Here is a 22,880-nt window from a genome sequence, read left to right on the forward strand (position 1 = left end):
CTTCAGACAATGACCCCGTTGAAAATCGCAGTGCTCGATGATTGGCAAAACATAGCCAGCGATGTGGTGGACTGGTCGGTGCTCGACTCCGCGGGCGACATCAGCTTTCTGCACGACTTCCCGGCCGACACCGTAACCATGGTGCAACGGCTGCAAGGCTTCGACATCATTTGCCTGATGCGCGAGCGAACCCTGTTCGATGAGGCACTGCTCAGCCAACTGCCTGCGCTCAAATTGCTGGTCACAGGCGGCATGCGCAATGCGGCGATTGATATCCCTGCGGCCAAGCGCCACGGCATTGTGGTGTGCGGAACAGAAAGCTATAAACAAGCGGCACCGGAACTGACCTGGGCGCTGATCATGGGCATCACCCGCAATCTGGTGGCCGAGGCCAACTCTTTGCGTGCAGGCAACTGGCAGGTCGGGCTGGGCAGCGACCTGCACGGCAAGACCCTGGGCATTCTCGGGCTGGGCAGTATCGGCAAATGGATTGCCCGCTACGGTCAGGCGTTCGGCATGCAGGTCATTGCCTGGAGCCAGAATCTAACACCCGAAGCCGCTGCCGAATCGGGCGTCACGTACGTCAGCAAACAGCAACTGTTCGAACAGGCGGTGCACCTGGTACTCAGCGACCGCAGCCGTGGCCTGGTGGACGCGGAGGCACTGGGCTGGATGAAACCGAGCGCCTACCTGATCAACTCGTCCCGCGGCCCAATCATCGATCAGGCTGCGCTCATCAAAGCCCTGCAACAACGCCACATCGCCGGCGCCGCGCTGGACGTGTTCGACATCGAACCGCTGCCCGCCGATCACCCGTTCCGCATGCTGGACAACGTGTTGGCAACACCGCATATCGGATACGTCACCGAAAACAACTACCGGACCTTTTATGGGCAGATGATCGAAGACATTCAGGCCTGGCATGCGGGGTCGCCGATTCGGGTGTTTGGGTGACGAGTCCTGCAACATAACGACACTGCGCCTGCGCCGAGGCTCTGGCCTGCTACAACTGAAAATGCCTCAACCTTTCGTTCAGGCCGTTGGCAAGCTCTGCGAGTAGCTGACTTGCGCTGGTGGTCTTGTCCGCGCGAGCTGCCGACTGGGCCGCCAGGTCCCGAATGCGCACCAGGTTGTTGTCGACCTCGCGGGCGACTTGCGTTTGCTCTTCGCAGGCGCTGGCGATTACCAGGTTGCGATCATCAATGATCATCACCGAGTTGGCGATAGAGGCCAACGCTGCGTTGGCCAGTTCTGCCTGCGCTTTGGTGCGATGCGCCTGCTCGCGGCTTAGCGACAATGCCGCTACGGTGCCCTGGGTGCCTTGTTGTACGTGCACCCTGCCCTTCTTGCGCAGCACGAGCAGACGCCTTTGACTCTTCTGAAGTGGAAACAGCATTACGCGTGACTTCCTGTACCGCCTGGCTCATCTCGGTCACCGCAGCGGCAGACATCTCTATTTCGCTATTCTGTACACGCAGGTCAGCGTTGTTATCGCGCATCAATATGTTCAGTTCTTCGGTCGCCGTGAACAATTGTCCCGCCGCCTGCCCGACATGGCTCAGCGTGTTTCTGAGGTCCAGGCCAGCAGACGACCTGCGTCCTCCTGGCCTACCGTGATCAGTGCGTGAACCTGTTCGGCATGGCACGCGTAGTCTTTAAACGTCTTGCCCACGCCCTCAATCAACTCCCGCTCGCCCGGTGAATCGATGAAAGGCTGGTACGCATCTATGGCTTTTGCGAACACTGATTCGCGCTGCATTAATTCATCGCGCGCCTGAACCAGTTGATCGGCACTGCGAGCGGATAACATTTTCATTACGTCGTAGCGTGTGTTTGAAAACGCTAGAGCAATGGCGTCGCCCAAGGCAATTCCGGGCAATGAGTCGTTTTCGATCTCAAGGCCTTTGGCACGAATACTGGACAACTGTGCCAGGCTGAAAATACCCAATCCCAAGACCAACAAAACCATGACAGCAAAGCATGCCAACGTTCGCGTGGCTATTTTAAAACGACGATCCAGATAGCAAACCCTTGTTGAGCGTCGATGACCGCCACCCTCTAAGAAAAAGCTAAAAAATCAGTCATCAGGCTTTTTGTTGCCCTACACGCTCTATGTAGGAAAACCTCCTCGCCGCCAGATACAATTCAGATACACTAAAGTACAATTTCGCCAAAAAACCATCTAAAAAAAACAAAAAAAGCGAAACACTAATAAAAGCGTCATCGAAACGTCACCAATCATCAAGATGAACACTGTCATTCAATACGTTATCGCTTCCCTGGCGACTCATTTTTCTGCTTCACCGAGCGCAACCACTTTTCGCAAAGAGCCCACAGAGACATTCGATGAACATCCATACCGCCAGGTCCTATGACCCCCTCACGGCCACCAGTGAAAAGCCTGCAACGGCATACAGAACCACGCGGGCCGTGGACGCTGGCGTTACTGAGGCGAACCCTGAAAAGCAGGCGAAACTCGACACCTATACGGCCTCCGACAGCCGCTCCGCCGAGACACCGGAAGCGTCCCCTGTTTATACAAGAATGATGCTCAGCCGAAATACCCGGTCACTGGAGAGCGAAGATTCCTCGTCAGACACGGCTCTGCTTGCCAGTCAAAAAGCGCTTGTCAGCCAGAACGACACAAAGGCTGTTGGCAGCGAAGTGGCCGCGGTGAAGGACAGCACGGCCCTTTCGGACGCAGAAAAAAAAGCCAAGGAAGCAGAAAAGGCCGCTTCTTCAGAGGCAGCCAAAGCTGCCCAGACCGTCGCGCGCGGGGGAGCCAACGCCAATCCTGATGACATCGCCACACCTGCTGCTGCCACGAAGATGATTCAGGACCTGAAAACGATTGGAGGCGGGACCTTACGCTTCCAGATGACGCATGATCAGATCAAGAACGCCAGGCAGATGGATAAGCTCAGGGCATTGCTTAGCGAAGGAGACAAACAGGGTGTGAAAGTTCAGTTCACCTTTCGCGACAATGCGAACCAGGGTGGCGGAAACGTGCTGACCGGAGAAAAGTTGAAGCAGGCCTCGGCCGACATCAGTAATGTGGTCAAAAAGTTTGGCAGTCGTACCAGTTTCGTACTGGACACTTTCAATCAGGGCGGCAAAAGCGCCAGTCAGGACTGGGCTGACATGCAGACCACATTAATTAAAGCCGCGCGCAATTCCGGCTATAAAGGAACTATTGTTGTCGAGGACAGCAACTGGGGAGGTGGCCTGACTGCTGGCCCGCAAAGCGGCCTGGTCAAGTTTGCCGATCAATTAAAGGCCGCCAATGGCGAAGGCAACCCTGCCCTGATTGGCAGTTTTCATGTGTACGCCAGGGAAAGCGAAGCCTCCTCCCGGCTCGGAAAACAGATCAAGGCACTGCGAGAGGCTGGTTATAAATTCCAGATTGGCGAAGTGGGTAACGCCAAATTTCTGGTAGGAAACACGTTCCAGCAAAAGGACGAAGCCACCAAAGCCTTGCAGGATAATATGACCGCTCTCAAAGCAGCCGGAGCGGACATTCTACCTGGCAAGGACCAGTTCCAGGATGGCAAACTTCGCCGCCGTGCCGGCTTTTCAAAGTCAGATCAGTTCTTATGATTCAATACGGCGCGTGATCAGGGTCCGGTATCCATCACACACGCTGCTGAACCTGACCCTCAAAGGGCCAGGCTTTGCATCTCAGGTACTTGCACCATCACAACGTATAAGCAATCCCCACCTGCACCGTCCGCGGCGCCCCCGGATACGCATAGACGTTGCCAAACGCACCTTCCTCATACTCGGTATCGAAGACGTTCTTCAGGTCCAGGTTGAGCTTCACGTGCTGGTTGACCTTGTAGTAGGCCAGCAGGTCGAACACGGTGTAGCTGTCCATCGAAAAGGCGACATTGGCGGTGCGCCCGGCGCGCTGGTCGACATAACGACCGCCGCCGCCCAGACCCAGGCCGCGCAAGGCACCCTCCTGAAACTCGTAGACGTTGAGCAGGCTGAAGGTCTGCTCAGGGATGTTCATCAACCGTGTGCCGGAGCGCAGGGTGTTGTCCTTGGTCACTTCGGCGTCGACGTAAGCGTAGCTGCCCATCATCCGCCATTCGGGCGTCAGGTTGCCGACCACGTTGAGATCCAGGCCACGGCTGCGCACTTCGCCTGCCGCTACACTGAATGTGGAATCAACCGGGTCGGTGGTCAGCACGTTACGCTTCTCGATCTGGTAGATCGCCGCATCAACACTCAACTGGCCTTCCAGCGCTTCCCACTTGGTGCCGATTTCGTAAGACTTGCCCTCTTCCGGCTTGAAGCCGCCACCCAGCCGGCTCGCGCCGCTGTTGGGTTTGAATGAACGTGCGGTATTGGCGTAGACAGCGATGGTGTCGGTCAGGTCGTAGCTCAGGCCAACACGCGGTGTGACGGCATTATCGCTGGCGGTCCAACTGCTGGTGCCAGGCAGGAAGGAATCGTAATCATGTTCAAAACGTTCCAGACGAACGCCGCCCAATAGCTTCAGACGCTCGGTCAACGCCACCTGGTCCTGCACGAAGGCAGCCCAGGTCTTGAGGTTTTCCTTGTCGTGGGTCGTGGTCCGGGTAAGTGCTGGCCGGGCCTGACCATAGACAGGGTTGAAGATGTCTATCGGGTAGGCACCGACGGCGCCGCTGGAACGCTGGATGATCGACTTGTAGTCATAATCCTCATACTCGACCCCGGTCAGCAGCGTGTGGTCGAAACCACCGACGGAAAAGTGCCCGGTCAGGTTCAACTGCACATCGCGATCTGTCCATTCCAGCTTGCGATAGTTGAAGTTGCGCCCGAGGGTGCGACCATCTGCCGCCAGGCCGTTGGCCTCGATGGCATTGCCTTGCAGGGAACCGTCGAGAAGCTGGACGCCGCCACCCAGCTTCCAGTCGGCATTGAGGTCATGGTCGAAGCGCAACTGAGCCATGTTGTTGTCGTTATGCAGCTTGCCCACGCTCTTCTCACCGAAGAACGTATCGCGCGAGGCGGTACTCGCCTGGTTGGCATAACGCGTCAGGCCACGATCCAGCGGTGCATTGTTGCGCATGAAGTCGCCTTCGAAGGTAATGCGCGTGACGTCGTTGACCTCCCAGCTCAAAACCGGAGCCACGCCATAGCGTTCGGTCTCGACGTGATCACGAAAGGTATCGCCGCCTTCGCCCACGACGTTGAGGCGATAGGCGAAACGCCCTTCGTCATCCAGCGGACCGGACGCGTCCAGCGTGCCGCGCTTCATGCCCTGATCATTGAGCTGGCTGCCCAGCGTGACCTTGCGCTCGGCCAGTGGCTGCTTGGAGACCACGTTGAAGGTGCCGCCCGGATCGCCCCGGCCGTACAGCGTGGTGGCCGGACCGCGCAACACTTCAAGGCGCTCGATGGTGTTGGCATCCGGCATGTTCGGATAGCCGCGATTGATCGGGAAGCCGTTGCGATAGAACTCGCCGGTGGTAAAACCGCGCACCGTGAATGTAGTCAGCCCTTGACCGCCGAAGTTGTTGGCCCGCCCGACGCCACCCGCGTAGTCCAGAGCGTCCTGCAATCGTGTGGAACCGATGTCTTCTACCGCGTCGCGGGTCACAACGCTGACGGACTGTGGCGTTTCATGCAGCGAGGTATCGGTGCGCGTGGCGCTGGCGGAGCGTGTGGCCCGATAGCCTTCGACCGGCCCTTGCGCCGTTTCGGCATTGGCAGCGCCCTGGATGTCGATATTCTGCAACTCTACGGAAGGTTGCCCGGCAGTAACCTGGTCAGCCCAGGCGGCTTGAGAGATCGCTTGAATGACGCAAAGTGAAACGAGAGTACGACGCATCGACGTGCAGCCCTTGGCAAGAAACCAGGCCTCTTGGGACCCGGCAGGATTTTTCGCGAATAGTACAGATTCGTATTAACACCTGATACAAATTCGCAAAAATATCTTTTGCCCATGCTGCGCATCACACTTCGCAACCGTGGGGACAAACAGGCAAACTGGCGCTCATCGCACCTGACAAGAGAACCGACAATGCCTCTTTCCAACAAGCCCGCCGACCCGCATTGTGCTTTGCTGGTGATCGACATGCAGTACGACTTCATGCCCGGCGGACAACTGGCGGTGGCTGACGGCGACGCGTTGCTGCCGTTGATCAATCGTCTGGGCGCGCGTTTTGCCCAAGTGATCATTACGCAGGACTGGCATCCTGCCGGGCATATTTCGTTTGCTTCAAGCCACGCTCAGCGCCTGCCGTTCGAGAGCATCACCCTGCCCTACGGCCCGCAAACCCTGTGGCCGGACCATTGCGTGCAAGGCAGCCACGGTGCGCAGTTGCACGCTGATCTTGACCTGCCTCACGCACAACTGATCCTGCGCAAGGGCTGCAATACGCATATCGACAGCTATTCGGCATTTCTGGAGGCAGACCGCACGACCAGCACAGGACTGGCCGGGTATCTGAAAGAGCGCGGCATCGACACGGTATTCGTGGTCGGTCTGGCGCTGGATTTCTGCGTCGCCTGGTCTGCTCAGGATGCACGCAGTGCCGGTTTCAATACGTATGTCATCGAAGATGGCTGTCGCGCCATCGACATGAACGGCTCGCTGGAGAATGCCTGGAAGACCCTCCTGAGCATGGGTGTAGAACGCGTGCAAAGCTCAGATCTGCTGGGCTAGACGGGCGCACCCTGCAACCGGCGCAAACAATCGTTGATACGTCCCGCTGTTAGCGAACGACCGCGCGCGGCGCCTGTCTGAACCATCGGACCGGCAATGCCCTTGCCGGTCCCTTTCATCACTGGCGCTGAGGATGTTGTATGGATCACGAAGTAGACGGCAAGACCCCCGGCCTGTCAGCCGAGGAAGAGCGCGAGATTGATGAGAACCAGCCGCCCCGCGCGGCGGTGCTGCACGAAACCATCCGTATTCAGGGCGATCACGAACTGGAGCGCAGTGTTGCCGCCCTGTGGTGGTCGGCGCTCGCGGCCGGGCTGACGATGGGCCTGTCGTTGATGGCGATGGGGCTGTTCAAGTCGCGGCTGGAAGGCATACCCGGCAGTCACGTAATCAGCAGCCTTGGCTATTCGGCCGGGTTTCTCGCGGTCATCCTGGCGCGCCAGCAATTGTTCACTGAAAACACTATTACCGCCGTGCTGCCGGTCATGAGCAAGTTGAACCTGGCCAACATCGGTCGATTGTTTCGGCTCTGGGGTGTGGTATTGGCGGGCAACCTCGCAGGAACGCTGCTGGTGGCGTATGTCATGCTCAATCTGCCGATTTTCGACACCAGTACAGACAAGGCATTTCTGGAGATTGGCCACAAGGTCATGGAAAACGACGTCAGTCAGATGTTTTCCAAGGGCATCGTGTCCGGCTGGATGATCGCGACCATGGTCTGGATGATTGCATCCATGGAAAATGCCAAGATCGCCATTATCATTCTGATCACTTACCTGATGGCGCTCGGGGACTTCACGCACATTGTCGTGGGCTCGGCCGAAGTGTCCTATCTGGTATTTGCCGGAGAGCTGGGCTGGAAGGATTTCTGGTTTACCTTTGCCGGTCCTACATTGGCAGGCAATATCATTGGTGGCAGCTTTATCTTTGCCTTGATCAGCCATGCACAGATCCGCAGCGAAAAAGACACGACCGCCAAACTGGAACGCGATCGTCAGGACAAGGCAGAAAAAAGCCGCCGGGAAAAGCAGCAGCAAACGCTCAAGGACGCGGATATCAGCATGCAGAATGACATATGATCCCTATCATTAAACTTTCTTTCAGGAAGCGCAGTGGCTTTTAAAGGCAGAATGAGTTTTTGAACGCACTTATTCAGGCAGGGACCATGACCCGAATTCTGGCAATCGAAGATGATGCCATCACAGCAAAGGAAATCGTGACCGAACTCAGCAACCACGGACTGGAAGTGGACTGGGTGGACAACGGCCGTGACGGTCTTGCACGTGCAGTGAGCGGCGATTATGACTTGATTACTCTGGACCGCATGCTTCCGGAGATGGATGGTCTGACCATCGTCACCCATCTGCGCGCCCAGGGTATCGCCACGCCAATCCTGATGATCAGCGCTCTTTCCGACGTGGACGAGCGGGTGCGCGGGCTGCGTGCAGGTGGGGATGATTATCTGCCCAAACCATTTGCTTCCGACGAAATGGCGGCGCGTGTCGAAGTGCTCCTGCGCCGCAGCAACCCGGTCAGCGCGGGCAAGACAGTGCTACAGGTCGCTGATCTGGAACTGAACCTGATCAGCCGCGAAGCCTGCCGTGGCGGTGAGCCGCTGACCCTGCTGCCCACCGAGTTCAAGCTGCTGGAGTTCCTGATGCGTAACAGCGGCCAGATCATCACCCGCATGATGATTTTCCAGGAAGTCTGGGGCTATCACTTTGATCCGGGCACCAACCTGATCGACGTGCACATTGGCCGTCTGCGCAAGAAGATAGACCAACCTGGCACCGCACAGCTGATCCAGACCGTGCGAGGTTCAGGTTATGTTATTGCCGAACCCGTCTAAGGGCTGGCGATCTTCAACAAGCCGATTACTGGCGCTATACAGCTCCCTGTTTGTCGCCTGGAGCGTGATGCTGCTGGGCGTCCTCTACTGGGAGGTCAACTCCTACCTGGACAACCTCGCCCGCCAGTCACTCACTCACCGCCAGCAGCTGTTTTCGCGCTTTGAAGGCCAGGCCCTGGTTGATGCTCTGGCCACCAGCATGACCTTCGATACGCGCGCAGTGGACGCCTATGGCCTGTTCGACCGAAACTTTCGTCCCGTGGCAGGCCCCATCACCCGTGTGCCGAAAAATCTGCCCATCGACGGCCAGATCCATGTACTGAGCGACTGCATCGAATCGGATGACCCGGGCCTGCCGCAAGGCAGCTGTGATGCGATAGTCAACCGAACGTCCGACGGGCGCTGGCTGGTACTGGTGCGCGAGAATGGCTCGTTGCTTGCCGTCAGCACTCTGATCCTGCATGCCTTGCTGTGGGGCATCTCTCTGACCATTATTCCCGGGGTCGCCGGCTGGCATTTGCTGCGCCGCCGCCCGTTGCGCCGCATACGCGCCATTCAGGCCAGCGCCGAATCAATCATCGCCGGCGACATGGCTGGCCGACTGCCGGTCTCGAACAGGCGTGATGAGCTGGACATGCTGGCGGTGATCGTCAACGCCATGCTCGACCGTATCGAAAAGCTCATGAACGAGGTCAAGGGCGTCTGCGACAATATCGCCCATGACCTGCGCACGCCACTGACCCGGCTGCGCGCCCAGCTTTATCGCATTCAGCAGCAATCAGCACACGATTCGCCCCATTCCACCCAGATTGCCCAGGTCATCAGTGAAGCAGACACGCTGATGGCGCGTTTCCGCGGGCTGCTGCGCATTTCGGAACTGGAAGACCGCCAGCGACGTTCGGCGTTCATTGAGCTGGAGCTGCAACCACTGTTGCAGGAACTGCATGATTTCTACCTGCCACTGGCCGAAGAAGACCAGATCACCCTGCTGCTGGACCTGCACGACACATTACCCACGCTGGTAGGCGACCGAGCGCTGCTATTTGAAGCGCTGACCAACCTGCTGGGAAATGCAATCAAGTTCACCCCTTCCGGCGGGATTGTAAAAATCAGCGCCTACCCCTCCAGCGACGGCATCACGCCGTGCATTGAAGTACAGGACTCAGGGCCCGGCATCCCCGTCGCCGAGCGCGCAGCCGTCTTCCAGCGCTTCTATCGCAGCGAAACCGGCACTGAACAGAGCGGCTTCGGGCTCGGTCTTTCCGTAGTCGCCGCTATCGTCAATCTGCATGGTTTTACGCTGCAAATAGGCATCAGCGAATACGGCGGCGCAAGCTTGTTGCTGGAATGTCGCACCGTAAACACTCTGGCCTGAGATTCAATCGCGATCCCCTGCGCAAAACACTACGTGCCTGCTTTTTGACGAGCTTGAAGCGTCTGGGTCAGTGGTTCCAGAACTTTCGATAGTTATCTGGCGCAGCCTGCCAAGCGCTAATTTGTAACAATATATTTCAAAAAACGCTGTAGCTTGACCGTTTCAGCGCTCACAAGTTCCACTCAATAAATGCGCTTTTCTGGCTTTATATGACGGTTTTCCCCGAATAAATCACCCCATCGAGCAGATGGCGGTTCTTCGCCTTCCAGGCAAAATGTGAACGAATAGACATTTTTATGACGTCAGCGTCTTGTCGCTTCGCTGGCGCTGCGCTATCTATAACCGGGCAAACAAGGTTCCTGCTGCACCGCTTGGCTGCACCCAAAATAATAACTCACCGGATTTCGCCACTAACAAGGCGAGGCTTTGACATGGCTGCCAAAGCAGAGAACGCTGTACTAATTAGTTGGATCAACATCGGCTGGGAGGCTGTTATGGGCGCACAATCAAAGATTTTAAGCGTAGGTCAGTACAAGGTTTACACCGAGACTTACTGGAAAGGCAGCGAGGCCAAGACCATCTTGCTGGTCAACGGTGCGTTATCGACCACCGGCTCTTTCGGGCAGACCGTCAAGTACCTGCAACCGCACTACAACCTCGTACTATTCGACCTGCCGTTTTCGGGGCAGTCCCGAGCCCACAACCCGGACGACATGATTGTCAGCAAGGAAGATGAAGTAAACATCCTGCTGCAGTTGATCGACCTTTATCAGGTGAACCACCTGCTGTCGGTATCCTGGGGCGGTGTATCGGCCCTGCTGGCCCTTTCCGAGTGCCCGCCATCCGTGGAAAAGGCGATCATCAGCTCGTTCTCGCCGGTCCTCAACGAGGCCATGCTCGATTACATCGATAACGCCCAGATCTATCTGGCCGCCCGCGAGAAGCGCAAGATCGGCTCACTGCTCAATGACACCGTGGGCAAGTACCTGCCGCGCCTGTTCAAACTTTATAACTACAAGCACCTGATCAGCCTTGCCGAACACGAATATCGCCAGATCGACTTTCACATCAGCCAGATTCGCAAACTAAGCGCCACTAACTACGTCGAGCGTTTTTCCTCGATCAAGATTCCGGTGCTGTTCATCAACGGTGAAAAAGATGAGTACACCACCGTTGAAGATGCGCGGATGTTTTCCAACTACATCGCCAAAAGCAGTTTCAACGTCGTTCCGGACACCGGGCACTTTCTGGATCTGGAGAGCAAGGCGGCGTGGCACCACTCGCAACGCACCGCACTGACGTTCCTGGGCACCGAAGCCACTCAACAGGTGTGGCCAAGCGTCACCGCGATGGCCTGAAACACGCTCGCCTGCGCCCGGGAAGCCGTTCAGCTTTTCCGGCGTGACGCAGTGGTTCACCGGTGTTGGTTTCTTTGATCGGGCAGTGCTATTCGTTGATGACTTTTCCCTTTGCAACGCGCTTGCGTTGGTACTGCCGTGCTACCGGAAATGTCCGGCCATCGCACCTCATACCTGTTCAGCCCAGCCTGGTGCTGGGGTTCATTTCACTGCTCTCGCTCAGCGCTTGTTCCGCAGGGAAACCTGCAGAAAAGGCGCTGGTGCGAGTCGAGGTGCAGCCAGTTGCCTTGGTGGACGTCTCAAGCAGTGTGGCGCTGACAGGCGATATTCAGGCGCGCAAAGTAACCGAGCAAGCGTTTCGCGTGTCGGGCAAGCTGATCAAACGCTACGTGGATGTCGGGAACCGCGTGCGTGCCGGGCAAGTGCTTGCCAGGCTGGACCCGCAAGAACAGAAGAACGAGCTGGCGTCGGCCAATGCCGAAGTGGCCATGCGACAGTCGCGCTTATACCTCGCCGAACAAAATTACCTGCGTCAGCAGTTACTGCTGCCCAAGGGCTATACCAATCTCAGTGAATACCAGAAGGCACGCTCCGGCCTTGAGAGTGCGCGAGCTGAATTGGCAGCGCTGCAAGCTCAACAGGCCAATGCACGTGATCAAGTCGGTTACACCGAACTGCTCGCAGTAGCAGATGGCGTCATCACTGCACGGCATGCCGAAGAAGGTCAGGTGGTCCAGGCCGCCGCACCGGTGTTCAGTGTCGCTCACGATGGCGAACGCGAAGCGGTATTTTCCGTGTATGAATCGCTGCTGCGCTCCGATCAGACAGGCGCTACGGTGATCATTAGCCCTATCGCTGAACAGGGCATTCAGTTGACCGGCATCATCAGGGAAATCACGCCCATCGTTTCCGCCGCTAACGGCACATTGCGAGTGCGCGTTGCGCTGCCGGACGTCGCCGTTGCACCTGCACTCGGCTCAGTGGTCAGCGCCCGCCTGCAGGTTCGGTCACAACGGGCGTACGCTCTGCCCTGGTCAGCGCTGAGCCGCGCCAAGGGCCAACCGGCAGTCTGGCAGGTGGACGCTCAGGCAAGGGTCAAGCTGACGCGGGTCAACGTGCTGCGCTATGAACAGGGCCAGGTGATCGTTTCCGAGGGGCTGTCCGAGGGCGATCGGGTGGTTTCCCGAGGGCTGCAGTTTCTCTACCCGGGGCAACGGGTCGAGGTCGCCGAGCGAGTGCCAGTCGAGGTGGCCGTCTCGTTGGCGTCATCGGCACCTGGGCAATGAGCAGCACACCTGCAGAACCACGACCGACACATGCTTGCTGGCTGCTCTGTTTGCTGATCATGACGCTTCCGGGCTGCCGCGACAAACCGCTTCGCGAAGCGGTCGAGCGGCCCGTGCTGTTCACCGAAATTGCCGATCAGCGCAGCGCCTCTTATGCACGCTTCGCCGGAGTCATCCAGCCGCAATACGAGGTGGCACTGGGTTTTCGTGTGGCCGGACGACTGGCAACCCGGCACGCAGAGGTCGGTGACCGAGTGCGCAAAGGCGATCTGCTCGCCACGCTGGAGCCAGGCGATCAGCAACATCGTTTGCGTGCCCGCCAGGCAGAACTCGGCAGAGCCCGGTCTGCCTGGCAGCAGGCGCGCGATGAGCAAACGCGTTACCAGCAACTCTACGAGCGCGGTATCGGCTCGCGGGCGCGTCTGGACCAGTTGAACAGTGAAGTGCGCACTCAGGACGCACTTCGCAGTCAGGCCAGCATTGCGCTGCAATAAGCTACTGACCATGTGTCCTACACGCGCCTGTCAGCCGAATTCGACGGCCTGATCACCGAATGGCAAGCCGAAGTCGGTCAGGTCATCGCGACCGGTCAGGCAGTGGTCAGCCTTGCGCGTCCGGAAAGCCGCGAAGCGGTGGTCGATTTGCCGCTGGGGGCACTGGATGACAATCAGCGCATCAGGGTGATTTTGCAACTCGATGAGCAAGTCTCAGTGGCCGCAAAAGTCCGCCAGCTTGCACCGCAAATCAACGCCGAAACCCGCACTCAACATGTCCGCCTGGCCTTGCAGCACATGCCCGACAGCTTTCGTCCGGGCTCGACGGTCACGGTCGAAATCAGCGGCGACGCACCGCCGTTTCACGAGCTGCCCGGCAGCGCCGTTGTGGAGTGCGACGGCCTGTCTCAGGTATGGGTCATCGACCCATCGACCTCGACACTCGTTGCGCGCACGGTGCAGGTACTGACGCGCACGGGCTCGAAGGTACGGATCAGCGGCGAGCTGCACGAGGGCGAAAAAGTGGTGACTGCCGGCGTTAACGGCATGCAGTCCGGACAGAAAATACGCATGCAGCGAGAGGTCAGTTTGTGAGGGAGCGTTTCAATCTGTCGGCCTGGGGGCTCAGGCATCGCTCGCTGGTCTGGTACATGATGTTCGTTTCACTGCTGATGGGCAGTTGGTCGTTTCTGAATCTGGGCCGCGAGGAAGACCCTTCCTTTGCCATCAAGACCATGGTCATTCAGGCGCGTTGGCCGGGTGCTACGTTGCCCGACACCTTGCAACAGGTCACCGACCGGCTGGAAAAGAAGCTCGAAGAAATCGACGCGCTGGATTACGTGAAAAGCTACACGCTGGCCGGCGAATCGACGCTTTTTGTCTTCCTCAAAAGCGAGACCCGTAGCGCCGACATCCCGGCAGCGTGGTATCAGGTACGCAAGAAGATCAGCGATGTACGCAGCGAATTGCCCAGCGGCATTCAGGGCCCTGCATTCAACGACGAGTTTGGTGATGTGTTCGGCAGTATCTATGCGTTCACCGCTGACGGCCTGTCGTTCCGCCAGTTGCGCGATTACGTCGAACAGGTGCGCGCCGATATCCGCAGCGTGCCCAACCTGGGCAAGATCGAGCTGCTCGGTGCCCAGCGCGAAGTCATTTATCTGAATTTTTCGATCCGCAAGCTCGCGGCGTTGGGCATCGATCAGCGCCAGGTGCTGCAAAGCCTGCAAGCGCAAAACTCGGTAACGCCCGCCGGGGTGATTGAGTCAGGCCCGGAACGCATTGCGGTACGCGCCAGCGGTCAATTCAGCAGTGAAGAGGACCTTGAGGCCGTCAATCTGCGCTTTGGTGAGCGGTTCTTTCGCCTCAGCGATCTGGCGACTATCGAACGCCGCTACGCTGACCCGCCCTCCTCGCTGTTCCGTTTCAATGGCCAACCGGCCATCGGGCTTGCGGTGGCCATGAAGCAAGGCGGCAACATTCAGGCATTCGGTACGCAGTTGCAGCAGCGCATCGACGAGCTGACCACCGAGCTACCGTTGGGCATCGACGTGCATCTGGTGTCCAGCCAGGCCGACGTGGTTGAAAAAGCCATCGGCGGCTTCACCCATGCACTCTTTGAAGCGATCCTGATTGTGTTGGTCGTGAGCTTCATCAGCCTCGGCATTCGCGCAGGTCTGGTGGTGGCCTGTTCGATTCCACTGGTGCTCGCGCTGGTCTTTGTGTTCATGGAGTACAGCGGCATCACCATGCAGCGCATCTCGCTGGGTGCGCTGATCATCGCCTTGGGGCTGTTGGTGGATGACGCCATGATTACCGTCGAAATGCCTGGAAAGCGGCGATTCGTTGCCACAGGCCGCGACCTTCGCCTATACCTCGACGGCCTTCCCGATGCTGACCGGCACGCTGGTGACGGTTGCCGGTTTCGTGCCCATCGGCCTGAATTCCAGTTCAGCGGGCGAATACGTGTTCACCATGTTCGCAGTCATCGCCGTGGCCCTGTTGCTGTCCTGGCTGGTGGCGGTGCTGTTTGCGCCACTGATTGGCGTGCATATCCTCAAGGCGTCGGCGCCGCATGCCGCGCCGGGGCGCTGGATGCGCGGCTTCAGCGGCCTGCTGATCAAGACCCTGGAGCGCCGCTGGTGGGTGATCGGCATCACGTTGCTGATGTTCATCGGCTCACTGTTTGCCACCAGAATGCTGCAGAACCAGTTCTTTCCGGACTCCGACCGCCCGGAAATTCTGGTGGATATCTATATGCCGCAAAACGGCTCCATCGAAGGCACACGCCAGACCATGGATCGCTTTGAGGCCACGCTCAAGAACGATCCCGATGTGCTGCGCTGGAGTTCCTATGTAGGCAAAGGTGCGGTGCGTTTCTACCTGCCACTGGACCAGCAACTGAGCAATCCCTTTTATGGGCAACTGGTGATCGTGAGCCAGGGCGGCGCAGCGCGTGATCGTCTGATCGAGCGTCTGCGCCAGCGCTTTCGTGACGATTATGTCGGGGTGGGCGGCTACGTCCAGCCATTGAACATGGGGCCGCCAGTGGGCTGGCCGGTGCAATACCGGGTCAGCGGCCCGGACATCGAACAGGTGCGCAGCCAGGCGATGGCACTGGCGGCCATCCTCGACGCCAACCCAAACATCGGCCAGGTCATCTATGACTGGAACGAGCCGGGCAAAGTGCTGAAGATTGATATCGCGCAGGACAAGGTGCGTCAATTCGGCCTGTCTTCGGAAGACGTGGCGCAAATCCTCAACAGTATGGTCAGCGGAACGACCATCACTCAGGTGCGCGACAGTACCTACCTGATCGACATGGTCGCGCGCGCAGAAAACGATGAGCGCAACTCGGTACAAAGCCTCGGCAACCTGCAGATCCCGACACCCAACGGTGCGAGCGTGCCGCTGCTGGCGTTCGCCACGCTCAGCTACGAGCAGGAACAGCCACTGGTCTGGCGTCGCGACCGGCTGGCGACCATCACCCTTAAAGCCAGCGTGCTCGGAAAACTGCAACCGGCCGCGCTGGTCAGGCAATTAAAACCGGAAGTCGACGCCTTCAGCGCCCGCCTGCCACTACGCTATTCGCTGGCTACTGGTGGTGCGGTCGAGGCCAGCGCCCGCTCGCAAGGGCCCATATTGAAGGTCGTGCCACTGATGTTGCTGCTGGTGGTGAGCTTTTTGATGATCCAGCTGCACAGTGTCAAAAAACTTCTGCTAGTGGTCAGCGTGGTGCCGCTCGGTCTGATTGGCGTTGTCGCAGCGTTATTGATATCCGGCTATCCGCTGGGCTTCGTCGCGATTCTTGGCGTTCTGGCGCTGATCGGCATCATTATTCGCAATTCGGTGATTCTGGTCACACAGATCGACGAGTTCATCGCTGCCGGTGAGAGCGCCTGGAAATCGGTGGTCAAGGCCACCGAACATCGCTGCCGGCCGATTCTGCTGACCGCAGCAGCCGCAAGCCTGGGCATGATCCCGATTGCCCGCGAGGTGTTCTGGGGCCCGATGGCGATCGCCATGATCGGCGGTATCGCCATTGCCACCTTGCTGACGTTGTTTTTTCTGCCTGCGCTGTATGTGGTGAGCTACAGGATCAGGCCGCCTGCGGCTTAGCGGGTCAGATTTCGATTGGCAGAAAATCGAACAGGGCCTGAGGAGCCTCGACCAGCAACATGTTTTTGAGCGGTTCCGGGCACTCAAGCGCCCGGAACTGCTCGACCACACTGGCGTAACTGACCTCTTGCTCATGCTGGGTGTGTGGCCAGTCGCTGCCCCATACCAACCGGCGCGGACCAAAGCTTTGCAGCAGCAGAGGCAATGCAGCGTGGGCAAACGCCGCATTTTGCTCGGCAGTGCCGCCCAGTCGATAAATTGCCGAGACTTTCATCCACAGCTGCCCGCTCAGGCCCAACTCCAGCAATGCCTGGAACGCCGGGTCATCAATACCAAGGCGCGCATCGGGCCGACCAAAATGGTCGATCACAATCTTGCAACCGAATGGCAGCAACTGCCGGATCAGCCCCGGCAAGTCCGCAACCTCACGGTGCAGTTCAACATGCCAACCAAGGGTCCAGACGTTCTTGAACAACGACTTCCATTCAGGTGCGGTGAAGTCAGGCAATGCCCTGCCGATGAGGTTCAGGCGAATACCGACAATGCCCAGCCCCGCCATACGCTGCAAGGCACCACGGCTGATATCGGTATCAACCACCGCCACACCGCGCAACCGATCAGGGGCCTGCGCCAGAGCGTCGAACAGAAATCGGTTATCGGTGCCCAGAAAACTGGGCTGCACCAGTACGCCATGACTCAAACCATGTTCGTGCAGGTGGGCCAGATACGCTTGCACAGTGGCATCGTAGTCCGGGCTGTAACGTCGTCCTGACGTCAGACTCAAATCCTTGCTGAAGACATGAGCATGGGCATCAATGCCCAGGATTGGCGTGGTACAGGGGTCGGTCATGAGTTCATCTGTAGTCAACGCAGTGCCGTAACACCGCGGGTGAAAGGATATTCAAGCCTGCTGCGCTGCGCCCTTATCCAGCGGCTCGGCAGCAATCAGCGTGGCATCAAGATTGCGTCCACGGGTTTCCGGCAGGCAGAAAGCAGCCACCATCGCCACGCCATAGGCAATACCGGCATCGATGCCGATGGCAGTGCCCAGCGACATCGATTCGCTCATATGGCCCACTAGAAACGGGAACACCGCCGACAATACGCGCCCGAAGTTGTAACAGAAGCCAACCCCTGCCCCACGTACGTCTGCCGGGTACAACTCGTTGAAAAACGAACCCAGGCTGGCCGGAATGCCAGCGGCGAAGAACCCCAGCGGAAAGCCAAGAAACAGCATTTGCGTATTGCTCAGCGGCAGCATCAGATAGCACTGCACCGTGACCACGCAGCACAGCGCGAACAGCATGATGTTCTTGCGTCGGCCAATGCGGTCGATCAACAGACCGCTGCATACGCAACCGCACCAGAATGCAACGATAATGACCGCCAGATAGCCGCCGGAGCTGAGCACTGACAGGTTGCGTTCGGTTTTCAGAAAGGTGGGCAGCCACGTCATGACCGCGTGATAACCGCCGTGCGCACCAAGGCCCAACAAGCCGCCGAGCAAGGTGACGCGCAATAATTCGGGGCGAAAGATTCCGGCCATCGACTTGAAGAAATTACCCTTCGGCGCAGCGTTTTTCTGCATGCGCTGGAAGCTGTCCGGCTCCTCGACGTTGCGGCGCACCCAGATAATCATCAGTGCTGGCAGCAGGCCAACGAAAAACATTACCCGCCAGGCAATATCCTCCGGCACAAACGAATAGATCAGGGTAAACAACACCACCGCCAGCCCCCAGCCGACAGCCCAGGCGCTTTGCACCGTTGCCATCACCTTGCCGCGGTAGCGCGACTGGATCGTCTCGGCCATCAACACCGCGCCCGCCGCCCACTCACCGCCGATGCAAAAGCCCTGCAGCGCTTTGATGATCAATAACTGATTGAAGCCGGTCACGAAGGCAGACAGGAAGGTGAAGAAGGAAAACCACAGGATCATCCATTGCAACGTGCGAACCCGGCCATAGCGATCCGACAACGTTCCGCCGACCCAGCCACCCAGTGCCGACGTCACCAACGTCACGGCGCTGATAAGCCCTGCGTCGCCTTTGGTCAGGGCAAAGGCGGCAATCAAGGCAGGGATGGCCAGACCGAACATCTGCACTTCCAGAGCGTCCAGCGACCAACCGCCGAAACAGGCCCAGAAGGTCTTGCGCTCCTTGGGAGTGACTTCGCGATACCAGTTGAACATGGCTTCCTATCCTTATGAGCGTCGAATGAGTCGGGGTGATTGCAGTGCGCTCAGCGAATTTCCACGCTGTAGCGGAAATGGCTGGCGTGCCCTCGTGAACGTCGCCACTCCAGAGGTTCACCGGCGTAATTACGCGCCAGTCGTTCAATGACCACTACCGGGCTGCCGGCCGAAACCTGCAGCAACCGGCCGTACACCTCGTTGACCGCTTCAGCCGTCAGGCTCTCTTGCGCATAAGCCACAACCTGACCGCAAGCCTCTTCATAGATCGGATAAAGCAACGGCCCCTGGGTATCGAGATCCAGATCCAGCAACGCCTGGAAGCGGATCCGAGGCAGCCAGATTTCTTCAGCCAGCACCGGCTGACCATCCAGCAAGCGCAGCCGGATCATCCGAATGACCGGCGCATTGGCCACCAGACCCAGCGCCTGACTGACCGCTGAAGGCGCAGCCACAGGCTCTATTGATAAAATCCGGCTTTCCGGTACACGGCGCTCGCCCGCTTCGGTCTGAAAACGGAAGAAAAGAAACAGCGACGACTGAAACCTGGCACGCCGAATAAACGTGCCACGCCCCTGCTGGCGCTCCAGAACGTTGTCGCTGACCAGCAGATCAATGGCCTTGCGCACGGTGCCGGTGGACAGGCAATACTCAGCGGACAGCGCCGCTTCAGTAGGAATGGCTTCACCCGGACGCCAACGATTATTGGCAATCTGTTCGGCCAGACTGTCGCGCAGGCGTTGATAAAGCGGAAGGCGTTCGTCGCTGGAGAGCTTGTTCATTGTTGTAGTTATCCAGTCATATATATGAATATTCGGACGCGAGTATTCATCCGTGGTTAGCGGACGTCAATAGGGGCAGACGCCCGTACAGGCTTATGTAACTTGTCATCATCATTCCTGGAAATATCCTGTATCAACTCGCCGCACCTACTTAATACCCGACAAAACCGTTAGCCTGCTTGCCATCAGTCAAAAACCCGCCTGACAGATGCGCCTCGCGTGCCTGTCAGGTATACGCTCAAGCGAGAATCTTCATGCCCCACTCGTCCCACGCGGCGCACAAAGCCGTGAGCATGACCCCGGCCATGGTCATGCTGTTTGCCTTCTGCTGCGGCGCGATTGTCGCCAACATCTACTATGCGCAGCCGATCATCGAGCTGATTGCCCCGGACATCGGGCTGTCGAGTACGGCGGCGAGTCTGATCGTTTCGTTAACGCAGATCGGTTATGCGCTGGGCTTGTTCTTTCTGGTGCCACTGGGGGATTTGCTGGAGAACCGCAGGCTGATGCTGATCACCACTGCGGTTGCGGTGCTGAGCCTGCTGGGCGCTGCGTTTGCCGAGCAGCCGAATCTGTTTCTGCTGGTGTCGCTGCTGGTGGGTTTCAGTTCGGTGTCGGTGCAGATGCTGATCCCGCTGGCGGCGCATCTGGCACCGGAAGAATCCCGCGGCAGAGTGGTGGGCGGAATCATGGGCGGGCTGTTGCTGGGGATTCTGCTGGCGCGGCCGATTGCCAGTCTGGTGGCCGACCATTTCGGCTGGCGCGCAGTGTTCGGGGCAGCGGCCGTGGTGATGATCGGTATCAGTGTGGTGCTGGCAACCACCATGCCCAAACGCGTTCCGGATCATCGTGCATCCTACGGCCAGTTGCTGTTCTCGCTCTGGACGCTTTTGCGCACCCAGCCGGTGCTGCGCCAGCGGGCTTTTTATCAGGCATGTATGTTCGCGACCTTCAGTCTGTTCTGGACCGCCGTACCCCTGGAGCTGTCACGCAATCACGGGCTGTCGCAAAGCCAGATCGCGATCTTTGCCCTGATCGGCGCAATCGGTGCCATTTGCGGCACCCATCAGCGGACGCCTGGCAGACGCCGGTTACACCCGCATCGCGTCTTTGGGCGCACTTCTGTTCGGTGCACTGAGCTTTCTTCCGGGCCTTATTCATCCTGCCTACAGCGTGATAGGCCTTGCGGTAACGGGCGTGGTGCTGGATTTCTGCGTGCAGACCAGCATGGTGTTGGGCCAGCGAACCGTCTATGCACTGGATGCCGCCAGCCGCAGCCGGCTCAACGCCCTGTACATGACCAGCATTTTCATCGGTGGCGCGATTGGCTCGGCGGTGGCTAGCCCGTTGTTTGATCATGGCGGCTGGACCTGGGTGCTGATCGCAGGCACGGTGCTGCCGTTGACTGCCTTGCTGGCGCTGCTCAGGGATCGATCCGGACAGAATGCGTAAACGCTGCACTTTGTAACTGATTTGCAGGATAATACCGCGGCGATGGCATGGCCCATCGCCCTTCTGGCTCTCTCTCGCACCTCAAGGCCCGCGTATCCGGCACCTCTGGATCTGCGCGATTGAACACGGATTGTACAGACGCCTCATCCCAAGGCCCCGAATCCGCCGATACTGCTTTTCAAGCGCATCGGTACGCACTTGCGCAACCCGAACAAGGCAAAACAGCAATGGACGCAGCACTACGAACAAGCAAAATTTCCGCGATTTTCGCCAGGATATCGATCGGCGTCAGCGGCATGATTGGAGTTATCTGGAGCATCTTCACCTACCTTTTCCCGGACCCGGCCGTTCTTGGCCTCAGTATTGACTTCATCAACTGGAAGACACTGGTCATTATCGTCGGCACAGGTATGGTGATAAGCGGGTTTTGTATCGCCTTCCTGGCCAGAAAGCTTCCCTCAATTCTCAAACTCAGTGTCTGGCTGGCGCTATCACTGTTTCTCTGCGCGGTGTTCTTCAAACTGGGCGGCGAATACGCTAAACCTTCGGTCGATTTCGCCCGCGGTCAAACACTGTTCACCGAGAATGAAAGCGCCAACCTGTTCGGCAAACGCTCCGAGACGGTCGACAACGTGAGTATGGAGTTGCTGGGTTGTGATCAGAATGGCCAGTCGCCTACCTGCATGTTGGAGCTGACCAACAAAAGTACAGACCGCGACTTCCGTTTTCTGAACCCGATCAGCCTGTTCGAAGAAACAGGCGGCGCTCTGGGCCTTTCGCAACTGCGTGTCGGCGATGCGAAATACGACCGCTGGGACAGCTTCCAGTTGATCCGTAACGTCCCTACCCGCGTGACGCTGATCTTTGAAGCGGCCAAGGGCCGGGTCAAGCAGTCACCTGCTTTGAAGCTGACCTTCCGTGATCGCGAGAACAAGGACAACGTGCTCAAGTTCAACGAGGTCAAGGTCAATTAAGTAGCAAACATAGAGGGTGCGTCGTCTTGAGTATGACGACGCACGTATTCGCTACCGGACTGACTGCTGCAGCCAGTTAGCCAGGTCAATGACTTCGGTTTCGTTGATGCTGTGCCCCAGCCCTTCATACCCATGAAATTGCGGTGACAGGCCAAGCGACTTCAGCGTGGCTTCGGCTTGCGGGCCGCTGGCGTAGGCCACCTGGCGATCCTGTACCCCGTGACCGATGAAGACGTTCAGGCGCTTGAGGTCATCAGAGGCTTTGAGCTCGGACTGCACCACCGGCAACAACCGCCCGCTCAACGCCGCAATCCCCCCTACCAGCTTGGGCTGACGCAGGGCGACTTCGTAGCTCATCATCGCGCCCTGGCTGAACCCGACCAGAAACACCTTGCCCGGCTGCGTGTGGAACTTGCCGGTGGCCTGGGTGATGAATGCACTCAACTGCTTGCCGCTGCTCTTGAGGTCTTCGGTCACGCCATCGTAGTCAGGCACGCCTGGTTTTTGGGTGAACCACTTGTAACTGTCAGCGCGCAACTCCACTGGAGCCTGCACCGACAGGTAGTTGTAATCGGCCGGAAGATGCTCCTTGAGCCCGAACAAGTCAGCCGCATTACTGCCGTAGCCATGAATGAAGATCACCAGCGGCCGGTTCGGGGTTTCGACGTTGACCTGTGCCAGGTAATCCAGCGGCAGATCAGTGTGCAGGGTGTCCTGCGCCTGCGCCATGCCGGCAACGGCAAACAGCAAGGCAGTGAAAAATTTCAGCATCGGTTCATGACCTCTGTTTGACGCTGCCAGCAAGCAGCGTCGTGAGTGGGCTCGGAAGCAGAAACTGACACAGCC

14 protein-coding genes and 4 pseudogenes are annotated in these 22,880 nt (G+C 58.3%); 12 read left to right on the forward strand and 6 right to left on the reverse strand.

The window, feature by feature from the left end; all coding sequences use genetic code 11:
• Positions 1-9: 9 nt before the first annotated feature.
• Positions 10-954: a D-2-hydroxyacid dehydrogenase family protein gene (locus AC4ANK_RS16625; RefSeq protein WP_460384961.1), complete on the forward strand. Its 945-nt coding sequence runs from the start codon at positions 10-12 to the stop codon at positions 952-954.
• Between the two features lie 49 nt (positions 955-1,003).
• Here the strand turns inward: AC4ANK_RS16625 and AC4ANK_RS16630 are convergent.
• Positions 1,004-1,969: pseudogene (locus tag AC4ANK_RS16630) on the reverse strand (MCP four helix bundle domain-containing protein).
• Between the two features lie 377 nt (positions 1,970-2,346).
• Between AC4ANK_RS16630 and AC4ANK_RS16635 the strand changes: the two are divergent.
• Positions 2,347-3,597 (forward strand): cellulase family glycosylhydrolase, encoded by a 1,251-nt coding sequence (locus AC4ANK_RS16635; RefSeq protein ID WP_002553939.1) that lies wholly within the window; start codon positions 2,347-2,349, stop codon positions 3,595-3,597.
• A 97-nt stretch (positions 3,598-3,694) separates the two neighbouring features.
• On the opposite strand, the gene AC4ANK_RS16640 is transcribed toward AC4ANK_RS16635, so the two are convergent.
• Positions 3,695-5,821: a TonB-dependent siderophore receptor gene (locus AC4ANK_RS16640; RefSeq protein ID WP_002553940.1), complete on the reverse strand. Its 2,127-nt coding sequence runs from the start codon at positions 5,819-5,821 to the stop codon at positions 3,695-3,697.
• A gap of 192 nt (positions 5,822-6,013) precedes the next feature.
• Between AC4ANK_RS16640 and pncA the strand changes: the two genes are divergently transcribed.
• From pncA to AC4ANK_RS16680, 8 genes and pseudogenes are all read left to right on the forward strand, one after another.
• Positions 6,014-6,658 carry a bifunctional nicotinamidase/pyrazinamidase gene (gene pncA / locus AC4ANK_RS16645; protein WP_002553941.1) on the forward strand — a complete coding sequence of 215 codons (645 nt, stop codon included), beginning with the start codon at positions 6,014-6,016 and terminating at the stop codon, positions 6,656-6,658.
• 140 nt (positions 6,659-6,798) lie between these two features.
• Entirely contained in the window at positions 6,799-7,737 is a 939-nt protein-coding gene (locus tag AC4ANK_RS16650; RefSeq protein ID WP_002553942.1) for a formate/nitrite transporter family protein, read from the forward strand.
• Between the two features lie 86 nt (positions 7,738-7,823).
• Positions 7,824-8,507 (forward strand): response regulator transcription factor, encoded by a 684-nt coding sequence (locus AC4ANK_RS16655; protein WP_002553943.1) that lies wholly within the window; start codon positions 7,824-7,826, stop codon positions 8,505-8,507.
• A complete protein-coding gene (locus AC4ANK_RS16660) occupies positions 8,485-9,882 on the forward strand; it encodes a sensor histidine kinase (protein ID WP_031594943.1) in 1,398 nt (465 codons plus the stop codon). Before AC4ANK_RS16655 ends, AC4ANK_RS16660 begins: the two co-directional genes overlap by 23 nt.
• 431 nt (positions 9,883-10,313) lie before the next feature.
• Positions 10,314-11,240, forward strand: coding sequence for an alpha/beta fold hydrolase (locus tag AC4ANK_RS16665; protein ID WP_005731927.1), 927 nt, complete (start codon positions 10,314-10,316; stop codon positions 11,238-11,240).
• A gap of 98 nt (positions 11,241-11,338) precedes the next feature.
• Positions 11,339-12,526 carry an efflux RND transporter periplasmic adaptor subunit gene (locus AC4ANK_RS16670; RefSeq protein ID WP_002553946.1) on the forward strand — a complete coding sequence of 396 codons (1,188 nt, stop codon included), beginning with the start codon at positions 11,339-11,341 and terminating at the stop codon, positions 12,524-12,526.
• Positions 12,523-13,614 (forward strand): annotated as a pseudogene (locus tag AC4ANK_RS16675) (efflux RND transporter periplasmic adaptor subunit). Before AC4ANK_RS16670 ends, AC4ANK_RS16675 begins: the two are co-directional and overlap by 4 nt.
• Positions 13,611-16,638: pseudogene (locus tag AC4ANK_RS16680) on the forward strand (efflux RND transporter permease subunit). The pseudogenes AC4ANK_RS16675 and AC4ANK_RS16680 overlap by 4 nt, the downstream one beginning before the upstream one ends.
• 4 nt (positions 16,639-16,642) lie before the next feature.
• Here AC4ANK_RS16680 and AC4ANK_RS16685 read toward each other — a convergent pair.
• The 3 genes from AC4ANK_RS16685 to AC4ANK_RS16695 are packed head-to-tail and all read right to left on the reverse strand — an operon-like array spanning position 16,643 to position 19,608.
• Positions 16,643-17,488: an amidohydrolase family protein gene (locus AC4ANK_RS16685; RefSeq protein ID WP_002553950.1), complete on the reverse strand. Its 846-nt coding sequence runs from the start codon at positions 17,486-17,488 to the stop codon at positions 16,643-16,645.
• A 51-nt stretch (positions 17,489-17,539) separates the two neighbouring features.
• On the reverse strand, positions 17,540-18,826 hold the full coding sequence (locus tag AC4ANK_RS16690; RefSeq protein ID WP_460384956.1) for an MFS transporter: 1,287 nt from the start codon (positions 18,824-18,826) through the stop codon (positions 17,540-17,542).
• A 50-nt stretch (positions 18,827-18,876) separates the two neighbouring features.
• Positions 18,877-19,608: a GntR family transcriptional regulator gene (locus AC4ANK_RS16695; RefSeq protein ID WP_460384955.1), complete on the reverse strand. Its 732-nt coding sequence runs from the start codon at positions 19,606-19,608 to the stop codon at positions 18,877-18,879.
• A gap of 254 nt (positions 19,609-19,862) precedes the next feature.
• Between AC4ANK_RS16695 and AC4ANK_RS16700 the strand changes: the two are divergent.
• Positions 19,863-21,060: pseudogene (locus AC4ANK_RS16700) on the forward strand (MFS transporter).
• 227 nt (positions 21,061-21,287) lie between these two features.
• The gene (locus AC4ANK_RS16705; protein ID WP_002553954.1) at positions 21,288-22,034 is read left to right on the forward strand and encodes a hypothetical protein; all 747 of its coding nucleotides are present in this window, start codon (positions 21,288-21,290) and stop codon (positions 22,032-22,034) included.
• A 51-nt stretch (positions 22,035-22,085) separates the two neighbouring features.
• Here AC4ANK_RS16705 and AC4ANK_RS16710 read toward each other — a convergent pair whose 3' ends face one another.
• A complete protein-coding gene (locus AC4ANK_RS16710) occupies positions 22,086-22,805 on the reverse strand; it encodes an alpha/beta hydrolase (RefSeq protein ID WP_031594945.1) in 720 nt (239 codons plus the stop codon).
• Positions 22,806-22,880: the final 75 nt, after the last annotated feature.

It is taken from the genome of Pseudomonas sp. Pmew2 (assembly GCF_058129885.1).

What these genes read in the sequence shown, in the direction of transcription:
- AC4ANK_RS16695 (WP_460384955.1), bottom strand. Translation starts at nt 19,608, where the DNA reads ATGAACAAGCTCTCCAGCGACGAACGCCTTCCGCTTTATCAACGCCTG.
- AC4ANK_RS16685 (WP_002553950.1), bottom strand. Translation starts at nt 17,488, where the DNA reads ATGACCGACCCCTGTACCACGCCAATCCTGGGCATTGATGCCCATGCT.
- AC4ANK_RS16625 (WP_460384961.1), top strand. Translation starts at nt 10, where the DNA reads ATGACCCCGTTGAAAATCGCAGTGCTCGATGATTGGCAAAACATAGCC.
- AC4ANK_RS16640 (WP_002553940.1), bottom strand. Translation starts at nt 5,821, where the DNA reads ATGCGTCGTACTCTCGTTTCACTTTGCGTCATTCAAGCGATCTCTCAA.
- AC4ANK_RS16650 (WP_002553942.1), top strand. Translation starts at nt 6,799, where the DNA reads ATGGATCACGAAGTAGACGGCAAGACCCCCGGCCTGTCAGCCGAGGAA.
- AC4ANK_RS16665 (WP_005731927.1), top strand. Translation starts at nt 10,314, where the DNA reads ATGGCTGCCAAAGCAGAGAACGCTGTACTAATTAGTTGGATCAACATC.
- AC4ANK_RS16660 (WP_031594943.1), top strand. Translation starts at nt 8,485, where the DNA reads ATGTTATTGCCGAACCCGTCTAAGGGCTGGCGATCTTCAACAAGCCGA.
- pncA (WP_002553941.1), top strand. Translation starts at nt 6,014, where the DNA reads ATGCCTCTTTCCAACAAGCCCGCCGACCCGCATTGTGCTTTGCTGGTG.
- AC4ANK_RS16710 (WP_031594945.1), bottom strand. Translation starts at nt 22,805, where the DNA reads ATGCTGAAATTTTTCACTGCCTTGCTGTTTGCCGTTGCCGGCATGGCG.
- AC4ANK_RS16690 (WP_460384956.1), bottom strand. Translation starts at nt 18,826, where the DNA reads ATGTTCAACTGGTATCGCGAAGTCACTCCCAAGGAGCGCAAGACCTTC.
- AC4ANK_RS16670 (WP_002553946.1), top strand. Translation starts at nt 11,339, where the DNA reads ATGACTTTTCCCTTTGCAACGCGCTTGCGTTGGTACTGCCGTGCTACC.
- AC4ANK_RS16635 (WP_002553939.1), top strand. Translation starts at nt 2,347, where the DNA reads ATGAACATCCATACCGCCAGGTCCTATGACCCCCTCACGGCCACCAGT.
- AC4ANK_RS16705 (WP_002553954.1), top strand. Translation starts at nt 21,288, where the DNA reads ATGGACGCAGCACTACGAACAAGCAAAATTTCCGCGATTTTCGCCAGG.
- AC4ANK_RS16655 (WP_002553943.1), top strand. Translation starts at nt 7,824, where the DNA reads ATGACCCGAATTCTGGCAATCGAAGATGATGCCATCACAGCAAAGGAA.